Source organism: Nocardia sp. Marseille-Q1738, from assembly GCF_965283145.1.
Map to the genome: position 1 here is coordinate 235349 of NZ_CBDIMS010000009.1, position 16056 is coordinate 251404.

12 protein-coding genes are annotated in these 16056 nt (G+C 70.8%); all 12 read right to left on the reverse strand.

Going from position 1 to position 16056, the window contains the following annotated elements:
* Window positions 1-13 precede the first annotated feature (13 nt).
* The 12 genes from ftsZ to rsmH all read right to left on the reverse strand — a co-directional run bounded on the left by ftsZ (window position 14) and on the right by rsmH (window position 16042).
* On the reverse strand, window positions 14-1258 hold the full coding sequence (gene ftsZ / locus ACWPXK_RS27795; protein ID WP_454199114.1) for a cell division protein FtsZ: 1245 nt from the start codon (window positions 1256-1258) through the stop codon (window positions 14-16).
* A 355-nt stretch (window positions 1259-1613) separates the two neighbouring features.
* A complete protein-coding gene (locus ACWPXK_RS27800) occupies window positions 1614-2336 on the reverse strand; it encodes a cell division protein FtsQ/DivIB (protein ID WP_454199115.1) in 723 nt (240 codons plus the stop codon).
* 6 nt (window positions 2337-2342) lie between these two features.
* On the reverse strand, window positions 2343-3782 hold the full coding sequence (gene murC, locus ACWPXK_RS27805; RefSeq protein ID WP_454199155.1) for a UDP-N-acetylmuramate--L-alanine ligase: 1440 nt from the start codon (window positions 3780-3782) through the stop codon (window positions 2343-2345).
* A 41-nt stretch (window positions 3783-3823) separates the two neighbouring features.
* Complete coding sequence (murG, locus tag ACWPXK_RS27810; RefSeq protein ID WP_454199116.1) at window positions 3824-4984, reverse strand: undecaprenyldiphospho-muramoylpentapeptide beta-N-acetylglucosaminyltransferase; 1161 nt, start codon at window positions 4982-4984, stop codon at window positions 3824-3826.
* A complete protein-coding gene (gene ftsW, locus ACWPXK_RS27815; RefSeq protein ID WP_454199117.1) occupies window positions 4930-6369 on the reverse strand; it encodes a putative lipid II flippase FtsW in 1440 nt (479 codons plus the stop codon). Before ftsW ends, murG begins: the two co-directional genes overlap by 55 nt.
* Entirely contained in the window at window positions 6366-7808 is a 1443-nt protein-coding gene (murD, locus tag ACWPXK_RS27820; protein WP_454199118.1) for a UDP-N-acetylmuramoyl-L-alanine--D-glutamate ligase, read from the reverse strand. The genes ftsW and murD overlap by 4 nt, the downstream gene beginning before the upstream one ends.
* 47 nt (window positions 7809-7855) lie before the next feature.
* On the reverse strand, window positions 7856-8932 hold the full coding sequence (gene mraY, locus ACWPXK_RS27825) for a phospho-N-acetylmuramoyl-pentapeptide-transferase (protein WP_454199119.1): 1077 nt from the start codon (window positions 8930-8932) through the stop codon (window positions 7856-7858).
* Window positions 8929-10467: a UDP-N-acetylmuramoyl-tripeptide--D-alanyl-D-alanine ligase gene (locus tag ACWPXK_RS27830; RefSeq protein ID WP_454199120.1), complete on the reverse strand. Its 1539-nt coding sequence runs from the start codon at window positions 10465-10467 to the stop codon at window positions 8929-8931. Before ACWPXK_RS27830 ends, mraY begins: the two co-directional genes overlap by 4 nt.
* Window positions 10464-12047: a UDP-N-acetylmuramoyl-L-alanyl-D-glutamate--2,6-diaminopimelate ligase gene (locus tag ACWPXK_RS27835; RefSeq protein ID WP_454199121.1), complete on the reverse strand. Its 1584-nt coding sequence runs from the start codon at window positions 12045-12047 to the stop codon at window positions 10464-10466. The genes ACWPXK_RS27830 and ACWPXK_RS27835 overlap by 4 nt, the downstream gene beginning before the upstream one ends.
* 302 nt (window positions 12048-12349) lie before the next feature.
* Window positions 12350-14113: a peptidoglycan D,D-transpeptidase FtsI family protein gene (locus ACWPXK_RS27840; protein WP_454199156.1), complete on the reverse strand. Its 1764-nt coding sequence runs from the start codon at window positions 14111-14113 to the stop codon at window positions 12350-12352.
* A 131-nt stretch (window positions 14114-14244) separates the two neighbouring features.
* Window positions 14245-15039, reverse strand: coding sequence for a hypothetical protein (locus ACWPXK_RS27845; protein ID WP_454199122.1), 795 nt, complete (start codon window positions 15037-15039; stop codon window positions 14245-14247).
* A 28-nt stretch (window positions 15040-15067) separates the two neighbouring features.
* Window positions 15068-16042, reverse strand: coding sequence for a 16S rRNA (cytosine(1402)-N(4))-methyltransferase RsmH (gene rsmH / locus ACWPXK_RS27850; protein WP_454199123.1), 975 nt, complete (start codon window positions 16040-16042; stop codon window positions 15068-15070).
* Window positions 16043-16056: the final 14 nt, after the last annotated feature.

A 16056-nucleotide genomic window follows, 5' to 3' on the forward strand; every position in this document is an offset into this window, starting at 1 on the left:
GGAGGAGAGCTGCCTAGCCCCTGCGCATGAACGACGGCACGTCCACGTCGTCGTCATCGTCATCGCCGCCCGGGGGCGTGACGGGCGACCGCGGAGTGGTCGTGGCTGTCGGCTCGGCCGAGGTGCGCGGCCGTTCGGTGTCCCGATAACTCGGGACCGCCCCGCGGCTGGAGGTGCTGGTGCCCGACGTGCTCGCCGAGCTGTCGGCGCCGCGCGACGAGATCTCGCCCACGCTTCGATGGCCGATCTCACCCGAGCGTGCCGAACCGATGGTGCCCCGGCTCGCGGCGTCGAAGGTGCGCCGGGCGGGTCCGCCGCCGTCGAAGCCCGCCGCGATCACGGTGACCCGCACCTCGTCGCCGAGCGAGTCGTCGATCACCGTGCCGAAGATGATGTTGGCCTCGATGTGCGCGGCCTCCTGCACCAGCGACGCCGCCTCGTTGATCTCGAACAGACCCAGGTCCGAACCGCCCGCGATGGACAGCAGCACCCCGTGCGCGCCGTCCATGGACGCCTCCAGCAGGGGCGAATTGATCGCCGCCTCGGCCGCCTTCACCGAGCGGCCCTCGCCGCGCGACGAACCGATACCCATCAGCGCGCTACCCGCGCCGGACATCACGCTCTTGACGTCGGCGAAGTCGACGTTGATCAGACCGGGGGTGGTGATCAGGTCGGTGATGCCCTGCACACCGTTGAGCAGCACCTCGTCGGCGGAACGGAACGCGTCCATCAGGCTCACCGCCGCGTCGCCGAGTTGCAGCAGCCGGTCGTTCGGAATGACGATCAGCGTGTCGCAGGACTCGCGCAGCAGGTTGATGCCCACTTCGGCCTGATTGCCGCGCCGCTTGCCCTCGAACGAGAACGGGCGGGTGACCACGCCGATGGTGAGCGCGCCGAGCTTGCGCGCGATCTGCGCGACGACCGGGGCGCCACCGGTTCCGGTGCCACCGCCCTCGCCCGCGGTCACGAAGACCATGTCGGCGCCCTTGAGCACCTCTTCGATCTCGTCCTTGTGGTCTTCGGCCGCTTTGCGGCCGACTTCGGGGTCCGCGCCGGCACCGAGACCGCGGGTCAGCTCACGACCGACGTCGAGCTTGACGTCGGCGTCGCTCATCAGCAGCGCCTGGGCGTCGGTGTTGACCGCGATGAACTCGACACCTTTGAGTCCCTGCTCGATCATCCGGTTGACGGCATTCACACCGCCGCCGCCGATACCGACGACCTTGATCACAGCAAGGTAGTTGTGCGGGGGCGTCATGGGCTCTCGCCTTCCTTCGATCTAAAGCCTGTCGTTTCCGGATTCTCGGCACGCCGCCTTTTCGACCCGTCCGGGGTCGGGTCGCTGCAGGGAGCGAACCGCGGCGCGGGGCAAACCCTAAAGCTCAACCATAGGGTTAGCATTATGTCAAGTATCCGACTGGTGCGGAACGCTATTCGCAGCCGCCGCGATACGCGCGCAGGCGCGCCGACACGAGAGCCAGAATCTTGCGTGATCCCGCTCGTCTCGCCGCTCCACACGTCGTATGGTGAACGGTTGCACCCCGGCCGCCCCCTCCTCGACGCCGGAACCGCTGCCGGGCCGTCGAAAATTCCCTGGGCGCAATGGGTGTGGATCACTTTACCGTGACCAGATTGGGACTCGAAACATCGAACACCGTTCCGGGGCGCGTCAGCAGCGGCAACACCACCGCCGACTTCCGTTCGCCGTCGCCCGTCCCGCCCCACAGTACCGTGCGGCCGTCCTTCAGATTCAGCGAGATGTCCGAAATGGACCGTGCCACAACCTCGTCCACCTGAATGGCCAGCGCGGGCGGGACGATGGCGAGGACCGACACGGCGGCGCCGGTCGCCGGATCCGCGCCGCCGGGATGATCGGTGATCAACTTCGGCACACCGATCGGTGCGGGCTCCACCGCGAACTCCACGCCCTCCGCGTCGACCAGATGCGCGCCCTCGGGGCTGTCATAGAACAACACCGGAACGCGCTCGACAACCGTAACCCGCACCGTGGACGGGAAAACCCGCTGCACACGCGCCATGCGCACCTTCGGAATGGTCACCACCCGCCGCGCGATCGCCGTGGTGTCGACGCGCAGTATGGAGCGGCCCGATGGGATTTCGAGCAGATCGCGCACCTGCTGCTCGGGCACCGCTACCGTTCCCTCGATCCGCACGGTGCGCACCGACAGCACCGGCGTGTACCACGCGCTGACCCCGACCGCCGCAAGGACGCACACGGACAGCAAGCCCCACAACCGAATCCGGCGCCAGTCCACCGCGCCGAATCGATCACCCGCGCGGCGCCCGGCCTCGCGCGCCGACCCGACCCCGCGCACGCCGGGTCACCGTCCGTGCTGGGGCCGCGCCCGAAGTCCGTCGAGAATCTGACCGCCGAGCATCGTCACGTCACCGGCGCCCATGGTGATCACCACGTCGCCCGGCAGCGCCAACCCCGCGACCTGACGGCCGACCCGGGACATATCCGGCTGGTAGTGCACCGGTTTCGTGACCGCCTGCGCGACCAGCGCACCGTTCACGCCGGGCAGCGGCTTCTCCCGCGCGCCGTAGACGTCGAGCACCACGACCTCGTCGGCCAGGCTCAGCGCGGCGCCGAAGTCCTCCGCGAAGGTCGCGGTACGGCTGTAGAGATGCGGCTGGAAGACCACGATGACCCGCCCCTGCCTGGACCGGGCGCCGTCGCGGGCCTCCTGCTGAACCAGTTCCGCGGCGGCGCCGAGCACGGCGCGCACCTCGGTCGGGTGGTGGGCGTAGTCGTCGAAGACCCGCACGCCGTTTTCCCGTCCGGCGAACTGGAATCGGCGGTGCACGCCGCCGAAACCCTCCAGGCCCTGGATGATTTCGCCCACGTCGGCGCCGGTGGCGCGGGCGGCGAGCAGAGCGCCGAGCGCGTTGAGCGCCATGTGCCTGCCGGGCACCGCGAGTCGCACGGTGCGCGGCGCGGCCTCGTCGGCGAGCTGGAACTGCGCGATCCCGCCGACGTCACGCGGCTCCCAGCTGTGCAGCCGGGCGCCCACCGGGACCGGCGCGTCGGCGAGGTCGCCGGATCCGTACCCGAGGACCTGGACGTTCTTCTCCGCCAAACGAGTGCCGACCCGCTCGGCCAGCGCCCGCGAGCCCGGATCGTCCAGGCACACCACGAGCAGGCCACCCGCGGCGAGCCGGTCGGCGAAATCGTCGAAGACCTGGACGTAGGCTTCGTCGGAGCCGAAGAAATCCAAGTGGTCGGACTCGATGTTGGTGACCACGGCGACGTCCGGCTCGTACTGCAGCAGCGACCCGTCGCTCTCGTCCGCCTCGGCCACGAAGATGTCGCCGGTGCCGTGGTGGGCATTGGTGCCCGCCTCGTTCAGCTCGCCACCCACCGCGAAGGACGGGTCGAAACCGCAGTGCTGTAACGACACGATGAGCATCGAGGTGGTCGAAGTCTTGCCGTGCGTGCCGGAGACGAGCAGGGTGCGATGCCCCTGCATCAGCGCGGCGAGCACGGTGGGGCGCAGCAGCACCGGGATCTCGCGGCGGTTGGCCTCGACCAGTTCCGGATTGGTCTTCGGAATGGCCGCATAGGTGGTGACCACCGCGGTAGGGCCGCCGGGCAGCAGGTCGAGCGCGGTGGCGTCGTGCCCGATCCGCACCTGCGCGCCCCGCGCCCGCAGCGCGAGCACGCCGCGGCTCTCCTTGGCGTCCGACCCCGACACAGCACCACCCCGGGCGAGCAGAATCCGGGCGATACCCGACATTCCGGCCCCGCCGATGCCGACCATGTGCACGCGCGCCAGCTCCGGCGGCAGAGCCGTCCGCTCGTTCACTGGCCCGCCACCTCCCTCGCGATCCGCGCAACCTCGTCGGCGGCGTCGCGGTGCCCCGCGCCTGCGGCGGCCCGGCCCATCTCGATCAGCCGTACGGGGTCCATGAGCAGCGGAATCACCTCATCGATCACATACTTCGGGGTCAGCTCGGAATCGGGGACAATTCTGCCACCGCCCTTGCCCACCACCGGGCGGGCGTTGAGTTCTTGCTCCCCGTTGCCGTGCGGCAGCGGCACGTAGAACGCGGGCAGACCCACCGCGGAGACCTCCGCGACGGTCATCGCGCCCGACCGGCAGACCACCGCGTCGGCGGCCGCGTAGGCGAGATCCATCCGGGAGAGGTAGGGCACCGCCACGTAGCGGGCGCCGTCCGGACCGGAAGCGGCGGCGTCCAGCTCGAGCGTGTTCTTCGGGCCGTGCGCGTGCAACACCGAGATACCCGCGGCGGCCAGCTGCGGCGCGGCCGCGGACACGGCCTCGTTCAGGGTCCGCGCACCCTGGGAACCGCCGAAGACCAGCAGCACCGGCCCCTCGGCGGGCAGGCCGAAGTGGGCGCGTGCCTCGGTGCGCAGCGCGGCGCGGTCCAGTTCCGTGATCGATGCGCGCACCGGAATGCCAACGACCTGAGCGTTCGGCAAGCCGGAATCCGGAACGGCGGCCAGCACGCGTGCGGCGCGGCGCGCGCCGACCTTGTTCGCGATACCCGCCTTGGCGTTCGCCTCGTGCACCACCACCGGAACCGCGCGCCGGCGGCGCAGCACGCCAGGGCCCGCGGCCAAGTACGCGGGCAGCGCCACGTATCCGCCGAAACCGATGATCACGTCGGCCTCGACGGCGTCGATCACCGCCCTGGTGGCGGCCACCGAGGCGCGCACCCGTCCGGGCAACCGCAACAGATCGGTCGTCGGCTTACGCGGCAACGGAACCGGCGGGATCAGTTCGAGCGGATAGCCGCGGTCGGGAATCAGGCGGGTCTCCAACCCGCGTTCGGTTCCCAGCGCCGTCACCCGGATCGAATCGTCGAGCCGTCGCAACGCGTCGGCCACCGCCAGTGCCGGTTCGATGTGGCCCGCCGTACCGCCGCCCGCGACGATTACCGAGATCACCTGGATCTTCCTCGTTCCCTTGCGTGATTGACCGGATAGCTGGGTTCCCATGCCCTGGTGGCGCGCGCCGAACTGGTGCCGCGGCTCTCCGGCGACCGGCGCCGCGGCGGTTCGCTACCGTACCGTCCGCGCCTGCCCGGCGGCAGCGCCGACGGTCCGCGGTCGGCCGGTCTCGGCGCTCGGCCGCGCCGCGCCGCGGCTCGTGCCGGTGCGTACACCTCGGGTTTGGGCAACCGCAACAGCCTACTGAAGCGACCGTCCTGCCCGGCGTGCAGCGCCGCCACCGCCTCCGGCTCGTGCCTGGCCGCGTTGGCGATGATGCCGAACATGAACAGCGTGATGGCCAGCGACGATCCACCCGCGGAGACCAGTGGCAGCTGCAGGCCGGTCACCGGGAGCAGGCCGACGACGTATCCGATGTTGATCAGTGCCTGCGCGGTGATCCAGGTCGTCGCGGTGGCGGTGAGCAGCCGCAGGAACGGGTCCACCGAGCGGGCCGCGATCCGCAGGCCGGTGTAGACGAACAGCGCGAACAGGCCGAGCACCAGCGCGCAGCCGAGATAGCCGAGTTCTTCGCCGATGATCGCGAAGATGAAGTCGTTGTGCGAGTTGGGCAGGTAGCTCCATTTGGCCCGGCTCTGGCCTAGCCCGCGGCCCCAGATGCCGCCGTCGGCCAGCGAGTACAGCGCCTGACGCGCCTGGTAGTTGATGCCCTGCGGGTCGTCGCCCGGGTTGAAGAACGCGCGCATGCGATCGGAGCGATAGCCCGCCGACAGCGCGAGCACACCGGCGGCGATCACACCGGACAGCGCGATCGTCACGAACAGGCGCACCGGCAGACCGCCGAACCACAGCAGCGCCCCGAGCACCACACCCAGCGCGATCGTGGTGGACAGGTTCGGTTGCAGCACGACGAGCAGGCACACCAGCAGACCGGCTGGCACCAGCGGAACCAGGACGTCCTTGAGGCTCGCGTGCTCGGCGCGGCGTGAGGCCAGCAGGTGCGCGCCCCATACCACCAGCGTCACCTTCACGACCTCCGACGGCTGCACCGAGACCGGCCCGAGCACCAGCCAGCGGCGCGCGCCCTGCACCTGTGAGCCGATGCCGGGAATGAGCACCAGCAGCAGCGCGAGCACCGAGAGCGCGAACAACGGGAACGACCACTGCCGCAACCTGCGCAGCGGGATGCGCAGCGCCAGATAGAACAGCACCGTACCGACCGCGGCGAACATGGCCTGCTGGATGAACAGCGAGTAGGCCGATCCGCCGTCGGCGTAGGCCTCGACGCTGGAGGCCGACAGCACCATCACCAGCCCGAGCACGGTGAGCAGGGTGGCGATGGTGACCACCAGGTGGAACGACGCGAGCGGCCGCGCCAGCCAGGCCCAGAATCGTGGGACCGACTCGCGCTTGCGCCGCGCCGCTTCGGTCATAGCCGCCTTCCGATGTCACCGTCTTCCAGGGCGTGCACCGCCGCGGCGAAGCTGCGGCCCCGGTGCGTGTAATCGGCGAACATGTCCAGCGAGGCGGCGGCGGGAGCCAGCAGCACGGTGTCGCCGGGCCGGGCGAATCCGGCCGCCGCGCGCACGGCACGCGCCATCACGGCGTCGGCCGCGGCGTTCCGCGACGCTTCGTCACCCATCCCTGCATCGTCTCCCGTGACCAGCTCGACGACCGGGACCTCGGGCGCGTGTCGCGCCAGCGCGGCCGCGATCACCGGCGCGTCGGCGCCGATCAGCACGGCCGCGACCAAGCGGTCGGCGACCTCCTCGATCAGGTCCTCGACGTGCGCGCCCTTGAGCTGGCCACCGGCCATCCAGATCACCTGCGGATGCGCGAGGATCGACGAGCGCGCAGCATGCGGGTTGGTGGCCTTGGAGTCGTCGACGAACTCGACCCCGGCCAGCTCGCGCACGAAGGCGGAGCGGTGCGGGCCGACCTTGTGCTCGATCAACCCCTCCCGGACGAACTGCGGCGCGACGTCGATCGCCCTGGTCAGCGCCGAGGCGGCGAGCGCGTCGGCGACACCTGCGGGGCCGGGCGGGCTGATGTCGGCGACCTCGGCCAGGATCGCGGCCTTGGTGAACGCACGGTCGAGCAGCTTTCCGTCGACCACGCCGAGTTCGCCGTCCGCGGGCACCCCGACCCGGAAACCCACGGTCCGGCGGGCCTTGGACTTGCGCGCAAGCGACGCAGCGACGGGATCGTCCAAACCCACCACGCCGACCCGGCCGACCAGCGCTCGCGCCTTCGCCGCGGCGTAGGCGTCCAAGCCGCCGTGCCAATCCAGGTGATCCTCGGCCACGTTGAGCACCACGCCCGCCTCCGGTCGCACCGACGGCGCCCAGTGCAGCTGGAACGACGAGAGCTCGACCGCGAGCACCTGCGGACCGGGATTGCGCCGCAACGCGTCCAGGATCGGAAGGCCGATGTTGCCGCAGGCCACGCTGGCGACACCCGCGGCGCGCAGGATCGAGTGGGTCATCTGCGTGGTCGTGGTTTTGCCATTGGTGCCGGTGATGACCAGCCACTTGCGGACCGGCCCGTAGATCCTGGCCTGATCGACCCACCAGGCGAACTCGACGTCACCCCACACCGGCGTGCCCTCGGCCACCGCGGACGCGAGCACCGGCGAGTCCGGTCGCCAGCCCGGGCTGGTGATCACCAGCGCGAACCGGCTCCAGTCCGCCGACTCCAGCTCGGTACAGGTGGCCACGTCCAAGCCGAGCCCGGCGGCCTCGGCCAGCGCGGCCGCGCCGGCATCGGTGACCACCGGACGCGCGCCGATATCGCGCAGCGGCTCGACCAGCGAGCGCCCGGACACGCCCCAGCCGGCGACCAGGACGTCCCGGCCGCGCAGGAATTCCAGCATGGGCCCCGGTGTACGCAGGGCCCGCGGAGAATGTTCGACCATCTCGTTCACCCGACCGCGGAGAGGTATTCGCTGTAGAACAGACCGAGCCCGACGGCGGAGGCCATCGCGGCCAGCAGCCAGAATCTGATGATCACCGTCGTCTCGGCCCATTTGCTGAGCTCGAAGTGATGGTGGAACGGCGCCATCTTGAACAGCCGGTTGCGCGTCGTGCGGAAGACCGCGACCTGCAGCACCACCGACGCCGTCTCGGCGACGAACAGCGCGCCGATGACGATCATCAGCAGCTCGGTCCTGGTGGTGATGGACAGGCCGGCCAACAGGCCGCCGAGTGCCAGCGAACCGGTGTCACCCATGAAGATCTTGGCCGGGGCGGCGTTCCACCAGAGGAACCCGACGCACGCCGCGGCGCCCGCGGCGCAGACCAGGGCGAGGTCCAGCGGATCGCGCACGTTGTAACAACCGGTCTCCGGCTTGGTCTCGCAGGCGTGGTAGTACTGCCAGAAGGTGATGATCACGTATCCGCCGAGCACCAGGCTCATCGATCCGGCGGCGAGACCGTCCAGGCCGTCGGTGAGGTTCACCGCGTTCGACCAGGCGACCACCACGAAGCACACGAACACCAGGAAGACGACCACGCCCATGGTCACCGTGCTGATGTCGCGCACGTAGGACAGATGCCTGCTGGCCGGTGTGAGCCCGCTTGCGCCCTTGAACTGCAACGCGAGCACGCCGAACAGCACCGCCGCGGACAGCTGGCCGAGGTACTTGCCCGCCGCGGTCAGGCCCAGGTTGCGCTGCTTGCGGATCTTGATGAAGTCGTCGATGAAGCCCACCGCGCCGAGCGCCGTGGCCAGTCCGAGCACCAGCATGGCCGACGCCGACGGCCCGTCGGCGTTGTAGCCGATGCCGATCAGATGGGATCCCAGATACCCGGCCCACATGCCCACCAGGATCGCCACGCCGCCCATGGTCGGGGTGCCGCGCTTGGCCTGGTGGCTGGCGGGACCGTCGACCCGGATCTCCTGCCCGAAACCCTGCTTGGCGAACAACCGGATCAACAGCGGCGTGAGCAGGATCGAGACCGTCAGCGCAATCGCCGCGGCAAAGAGAATCTGTCTCATCCTGCTGCCTCCGTGTTCTGTCCCGCCCCGCTGTTCGCCGGGGCGCCACGGCGTGCGGCCACGGCGCCCGGGTCGGTCAGATGCTCGGCGACCTCCCACAGGCCGACCGACTTCGATGCCTTGACCAGCACCACGTCGCCCGCCGCGACTTCCTCGTCGAGCAGTGCGATCGCCGCCTCGATGTCCGGTACGAGGACCGATTCCTCGCCCCATGACCCTTCCATCACCGCTCCCTGGTGCAGCGCGCGGGAGGGCCTTCCGGTTCCGACGACGACCACCCGGCTGACGTCCAGCCGCACGGCGAGCCGGCCGATGGCGTCGTGCTCGATGACCGATTCCTCGCCGAGTTCGGCCATCTCGCCCAGCACCGCCCAGCTGCGCCGCGGCGTCTCGCCCGCGCGTGCCATGCTCACCAATGCCTTGAGCGCGGCGCGGACCGAATCCGGGTTGGCGTTGTAGGAGTCGTTGACGACGGTGATCCCGTCGGCGGTGGTGCGCACGTCCATCCGGCGGGCCGAAGCCGCGCGCGCACCGGACAACGCCGTCACCGTGGCGTCGAGATCCGCGCCGCATTCCAGCGCGACCGCGATCGCCGACAGCGCGTTGCCCACCTGGTGCTCGCCGTGGACGGCCAGACGCACCGGCGCGCTGCCCGCGGGCGTGTGCACGGTGAACGCGGCGCGGGCCTGATCGTCGAGGCGGATGTCGGTGGCACGGATGTCGGCGGTAGTGGACTGCCCGACCGTCACCACGCGCGCGGACGTGCGCGCGGCCATGGCGGCGACCTGGAGATCGTCGGCATTGAGCACGGCGAGCCCGGTCGGCGGCAGCGCCTCGACCAGTTCGCCTTTGGTTTTCGCGATGGCCTCGCGGCTACCGAACTCGCCCAGATGCGCGGTGCCGACATTGAGCACCACGCCGATGCTCGGTGGCGCGACCTCGGCCAGGGCGGCGATATGACCCGGCCCGCGCGCGGACAGCTCGAGCACGAGGAAACGGGTGCTCGCGTCGGCGCGCAGCGCGGTCCACGGATGACCGAGTTCGTTGTTGAACGAACCCGGCGGCGCCACCACCGGGCCCAGCGGAGCCAGCACGGCGGCCAGCAGATCCTTGGTCGAGGTCTTGCCGGACGAGCCGGTGACGCCGACGACGGTCAGCCCACCGTCGGCCAGGCGCGACACGCTCTCGCGCGCCAGCGCCGCCAGCGCGGTGAGCACGGCGGCGCCGGAACCGTCCGAATCGTGCGTCAGGGCAACCGAAGTCGACGGCATGGCGGCACGGTCCGGCGTGACCACGATGGCGGGAACGCCCACCGGCCGCGCCGCCAGTACCGCCACCGCGCCCGCGGCGACGGCCGCGCCGGCGTAGTCGTGCCCGTCGGCGCGCTCGCCCGGCAACGCCAGGAACAGATCGCCGGAATCGATGCGGCGCGAATCGAATTCGGCCGCGCCGGTCACTCGCACCTCCGGGTCGGCGACGTCGTGCAGCGTGCCGCCGACGACGTCCGCGATCTCCCGCAGTGTCATCTCGATCATGAAACCGTCAAGTCCTCCGCGTGGTTACCTTGCGGACTGCGTCTTTCCAATGCGGCCGCGAGGACGTCGCGGTCGTCGAACGGATGCTTCACGCCCTGGATCTCCTGCCCTGCCTCATGTCCCTTGCCCGCGACCAGCACCACGTCACCGGGGCGCGCCCAGTCCACCGCGGCCGCGATCGCTTCCGCCCGATCGCCGATCTCGCGCACTTCGCCGCGCTCGGCCTCGGGCACCTCGAGCGCACCCCAGCGCACGGCGGCGCGGATGGCCGCCGGGTCCTCGGTGCGCGGGTTGTCATCGGTGATGATCAGCAGATCGGCCCCCCGTGCGCCCGCCGCGCCCATCAGCGGCCGCTTGGCCGCGTCGCGGTCGCCGCCCGCGCCGACGACCACCGCGAGCCGTCCCCCGGTGTCCGCCGCGAGATGCCCACGCAGCGTGGCGATCACGGATTCCAGCGCGGCCGGCTTGTGCGCGTAGTCGACGATCGCCAGGAAGTCCTGTCCGCGTTCCACCCGCTGCATCCGGCCGGGCACGTCCACGGTCGCCAGCGCGGGCGCGGCGACCGACGGCTCGACTCCCGCTGCGGCGCACACGGCGACGGCGAGCAAGCCGTTGGCGATGTTGTAGTGGCCGGGAAGTCGCAGTCGCACAGCGACATCCCCCTGCGGACCGGACGCGATGAAGTCCTGTTCGCCGCCGTGCGCCGACACCGCGCCGGTGACGCTCCACGCGGCGGAACGGGTGGTCGACACGGTGACCGGGCGTGCGAGCCCGGCGGCCAGCCGTCGTCCCCACTCGTCGTCCACGCAGATCACTGCGGTGCGCGCCGCCACAGGCGAATCCGGCTCGAACAGTTTGCGTTTGGCGGCGAAGTAGTCCTCGAAGTCGGCGTGGAAATCCAGATGGTCCTGCGACAGATTGGTGAACGCGCCGACCGCGAACCGCACCCCGTCCACCCGGCCCAGCGCCAGCGCGTGGCTGGAAACCTCCATCACCACCGCGTCCACGCCCTGCTCGACCATGAGCGCGAACATCGCGTGCAGCTGTGGCGCCTCCGGGGTGGTCAGCGCGCTCGGCACCCGCCTGCCGCCGATCCTGGTCTCGATGGTGCCGATCAGCGCGGTGGACAGCCCCGCGGCGGCCAGTCCGGCCTCGACCAGATAGGAGGTCGTCGTCTTGCCGGAGGTTCCGGTGATCCCGACGATGCGCAGCCGCTCGGACGGGTTGCCGTAGATCGCCGCGGACAGCTCGCCGAGTACCGCCCTCGGGTTCTCCCGGATCAGGACCGGCACCTCGAGGGGGCCCGCCAGCTCCGCACCCGCCGCGTCGGTCAGCACCGCGACCGCGCCCCGCGCCACGGCGTCCGCCGCGAAACGCGCGCCGTGCGAGCGGGCGCCGGGCAGCGCGGCGAACAGATCGCCGGGCAGCACGGCATGGGAACGCTGCTCGATGCCGGTAACCGAGACGCCGTGCGCAGCCGTCGCGGGGCTCGTCGCCGCCCTGATGGCGGCGGCCAGCGACGCCAGCGGCGTCGACGGCGAATGCTCTGGCCGCAATGCGCGCGGTTGACCGGACTGCACAGAAACCAGGCTCCTTTCGGGGGCATCGATCGACGTGTCAGGTTACCGGCGACCGGTCACAGCGGGACCATGCGCCCCACCGCAAAGTCGGGTACCTCGCCCACCGCACCCTACGGGTTCACTCGCCCGGTCCGGAGCACGCCACGCGCCGGTCGGACGCCGCCGCGCGAGACCGCGCCGGGTACGGCGGATCGCCGATCCCCTCCGCTGCTCGAACACGTCGCCCACCTGCGGTTTCCTGTGCACAGTGCTGATGCCTTCCTACCCGATCACGCAGGTCTCACACCGCGGCAGCGGTCGGATCACCCTGCCTGCAGCACGAATCGCCGGGACGGCTGCGCCGACGGCGGAACGCGGTCCCGCTGCAGCGCCCAGGAGGCGATGTTGTGGAACAGCGGAGCCACCGACCCGCCACCGCTGCCGTCCGAACTGCGGATCGGGGCATCCAGCATGAGCCCGATCACGTAACGCGGATTGTCCGCGGGAACCATGCCGGCGAACGTGATCCAGAACGACGACGTGGAATAGCACCGGCAGTTCGGATCCACCTTCTGCGCGGTACCGGTCTTGCCCGCCACCTGGTAGCCCGTGATGGCCGCGGGCCATCCGGTGCCGTTCTGGTTCGCGTTCATCGGGTCGCGCTGCACGACCGCCTGGAACATCGTCCGCAACGTGGCCGCGGTCTGCGGGCTCACCACCCGCACCCCGTCCGGCTGGGTCTCCTCGGTACGGGTGCCGTCCGGCGCGACCTCGGCGCGGACGATACGGGGCGGGATACGGACACCGTCATTGGCGATCGCCTGGTACATACTGGCCATCTGCAAGGTGGTCATCGAAAGTCCTTGCCCAATGGGGAGATTCGCGAACGTACCGCCGGACCATTGATCGCGGTCGGGCATCAGTCCCGCGCTCTCCCCCGGCAGGCCGATGCCCGTGCGCTGGCCGAGCCCGAACCGGTGCGCCATGTCGGCGAAGCGATTCTCCCCCACCCGCTGTGCCAGCAGGAGTGTGCCCACGTTCGAGGATCGGCCGAAGATCCCTGTGGTGGTGTACGGCTCGACGTCGTGGGACCACGCGTCGTGCACGGTCACGCCCGACATCTGGATCGCGCTGGGAACCTGCACGACCTCGTCGGGGTCGGTCAAGCCGTACTCGATGGCCGCGGCCGCCGTGACGATCTTGTTCACCGAACCCGGCTCGAACACGTCCGTGACGGACGGATTGCTCAGATCGGCGCCCGCCCACTTCTGCGGTCCCAGCGCGGGGTTGAAGGTGTTGTCGTTGGCCATCGCCAGGACCTGTCCGGTCTTGGCGTCCAGGACGACGGCCGAAGCGGAGCCCGCACCGGAGACGTCCTTGGCCTGCTGGACCTGTTGTTGCACGTAGTACTGCAGGTCCGAATCCAAGGTGAGTTCGACGGCGGACCCGTTGACCGCGGGCTGTTCGTCCCGCCAGCTGCCCGGGATGACCGCGCCGTCGGAACCGCGATCGTAGGTGTGCGACCCGTCGGTACCGGCCAGCACCGAGTCCAGCGACGATTCCATCCCGACCTGTCCGTGGCCGTCCCAGCCGGTGGCGCCGACAACGTTCGCCGCCAGCGAGCCGCCGGGATACACCCGGATGCTCTGCTGCTCCGAGCCGACTTGGGAGAACTGCTCGGTGATCTCACCCGCGATTCGCGGATCGACATTGCGCGCCAAGTACACGAACGGCTCGTCGCTGCGCAGCTTCGCCAGCAGGTCCGCCTCCCCGGGCGCGTCCTTGCCCACCTTTTCGTGGATGGTGCGCGCGATGGCGCGCAGCCGTTCGTCCGGGTCCGGCGCCTTGTCGTTCTTTGCCTTGGCGTCCGCCAGCTCCTGGCGCACCCGGACCGGTTGGAAGGTCAAGGCTTTCGCGGAGATGGTGAACGCCAGCGACTTGCCATTGCGGTCGGTGATCGGTCCGCGGATCGCCGGGTCCGGTTGATGGGTGGTGCGCTGGCTGGCGGCCTGCGCCGACAGTCCCGGCGCCGCGACGCTCTGCACCCACAGCAGTTGCAGCGCGACCACGGCGAGCGCGACCAGCATGACCACCCGTCCGACGCCGAGGCGCAGCCGGAGCGGACCGTCCGGGACGGACACCGGGACCTGGCGGGGCCTGCCCGCGGCCCTGGGTGCGGAGGGTCCGCGGCGCCTGCGCTGCGCTTGCCTCGGGTGCGTCACCGCGGCACTCCGCCGGGTACGTCCTGCGGCTGTGACGCCTGCGGCACAGCCGCGTCCGTCTGTGGCTGCGATGCGCCGGCCGGTGGCGCCGCCGGTTCGGCGGACGGACCGGCCTGCGGCGGGTTGACCGCCGAAGGAGATGCCGGTGCCGGGTTCCCCGGTACGGGCGCCGCGTTCGCCTGAGCGCTGTTCTGCGGCCCGGTGTTCGGTCGTCCCTGCGCCGGGGCGCCGGGCGTGGTGGTCACCGGGATCACCCGTTCGCCCGTGGCCGCGCGCGACGGCGTAGGCGACGCGTTCAGCGGCGGCACCGGGGCGCCCTGGGCCGGGGTCGGCTTGCCGATCACCGTGACCGAGCCGTCCGGGCCGACGAGCAGGCGGGCCGGGTCCTTGGCCGGGATCATGCCGAGTTCCCGCGCTCGCGCGGCCAGCTCGGGCGCCGAATCGGCGGCCTCCACCTCGCGCTGCAGCGCGGCGCGCTCGTCGGCCAGTCGCCGGTTGGTGGCCCGTGCGTCGCCGAGCTGGTAGCTGTCCTCGGCGGCGCGGGTGGTCAGCAGCAGGGTGAGCGCCAGACCGCAGCCGAGCAGCGCGATGAGCGCGGTGACGAAGGGGATGCGCGCCGCCATCGCCGAGCGCCGCACGGCAGGCAGAAAGGCGCTTTCCGAGCCGTTCTCGGCGCGCATCCGCCGCCGCGCGTAGGCACGCTGCGCCGCACCGGATTTCACCCGCTCGGCATCCTGGACCCGCCGGGCGACCCGGCCCGGCGCTTCGACGGTCCGTGTCCGCACGCTCATCGGTTCCCCTCCTCTGCGCGATGATTCGTCATCGCGCCTCCTGGATCCGCTCCGCGGCACGCATCCGGACCGGCGTCGCCCGCGGGTTCTCCTCGATCTCCTGTTCGGTCGCCTTCTCGGCGCCGCGGGTCAGCAGCCGGAACTCCGGTCCCATGCCGGGCAGTTCGACCGGCAGGTCGATCGGAGTCCTGGACGTGGTGCGCGCGGCGAACTCCTGCTTGACCACTTTGTCCTCCAGCGATTGGTAGGACATCACGACGATGCGTCCGCCGACACGCAGCGCGTCGAGCGCCGCGGGCAGCGCGGCCCGCAGCGAATCGAGTTCTCGGTTGACCTCCACCCGCAGCGCCTGGAAGGTGCGCTTGGCCGGATGCCCACCGGTGCGGCGGGTGGCCGCGGGGATCGTGGCGTACAGCAGTTCCACCAGTTCGGCGCTGGTGGTGAACGGCTTGATCTGGCGACGCCGGACCACCTCGGCGGCGATCCGGCTCGCGAAACGCTCCTCGCCGTAGGTCTTCAGCACCCGGGCCAGATCGCCGTGGCTGTAGGTGTTGAGCACGTCGGCGGCGGTGGGTCCGCTGGTCGGATCCATCCGCATGTCCAGCGGGGCGTCGACCGAGTAGGCGAAGCCGCGGTCGGCCTCGTCCAACTGCATCGACGAGACACCCAAGTCCATGAGGATCGCCGAGACCGATCCGGTGGCGGGCAGTCCCGCTTCGGTCAGCGCGTCGGCGATGCCGTCATAGCGGGTGTGCACCAACGTGATACGGTCCGCGAATGGCTCGAGCCGTTCGCCGGCCAGTTTCAACGCGGTGGTGTCGCGGTCCAGCCCGACCAGACGGATGTGCGGGTAGGTGCGCAGGAAGTGCTCGGCGTGACCGCCGAGGCCGAGAGTGGCGTCGACGTAGACCGCGCCGGGCTCGGACAGAGCCGGACCGAGCAACGCGTCGGCCCGTTCGAGCAGAACCGGAACATGGCGGGGGCCGCGCTGTTCACGGTTCACCTCGACCTCCCGGA

Excerpts from the sequence above, each read along its gene's own strand:
- ftsZ (WP_454199114.1), bottom strand. The coding sequence starts at position 1,258 with ATGACGCCCCCGCACAACTACCTTGCTGTGATCAAGGTCGTCGGTATC.
- murC (WP_454199155.1), bottom strand. The coding sequence starts at position 3,782 with ATGGTCGGCATCGGCGGGGCCGGAATGTCGGGTATCGCCCGGATTCTG.
- murG (WP_454199116.1), bottom strand. The coding sequence starts at position 4,984 with ATGGGAACCCAGCTATCCGGTCAATCACGCAAGGGAACGAGGAAGATC.
- ftsW (WP_454199117.1), bottom strand. The coding sequence starts at position 6,369 with ATGACCGAAGCGGCGCGGCGCAAGCGCGAGTCGGTCCCACGATTCTGG.
- murD (WP_454199118.1), bottom strand. The coding sequence starts at position 7,808 with ATGCTGGAATTCCTGCGCGGCCGGGACGTCCTGGTCGCCGGCTGGGGC.
- mraY (WP_454199119.1), bottom strand. The coding sequence starts at position 8,932 with ATGAGACAGATTCTCTTTGCCGCGGCGATTGCGCTGACGGTCTCGATC.
- ACWPXK_RS27830 (WP_454199120.1), bottom strand. The coding sequence starts at position 10,467 with ATGATCGAGATGACACTGCGGGAGATCGCGGACGTCGTCGGCGGCACG.
- ACWPXK_RS27840 (WP_454199156.1), bottom strand. The coding sequence starts at position 14,113 with ATGCTGGTCGCGCTCGCCGTGGTCGCGCTGCAACTGCTGTGGGTGCAG.
- ACWPXK_RS27845 (WP_454199122.1), bottom strand. The coding sequence starts at position 15,039 with ATGAGCGTGCGGACACGGACCGTCGAAGCGCCGGGCCGGGTCGCCCGG.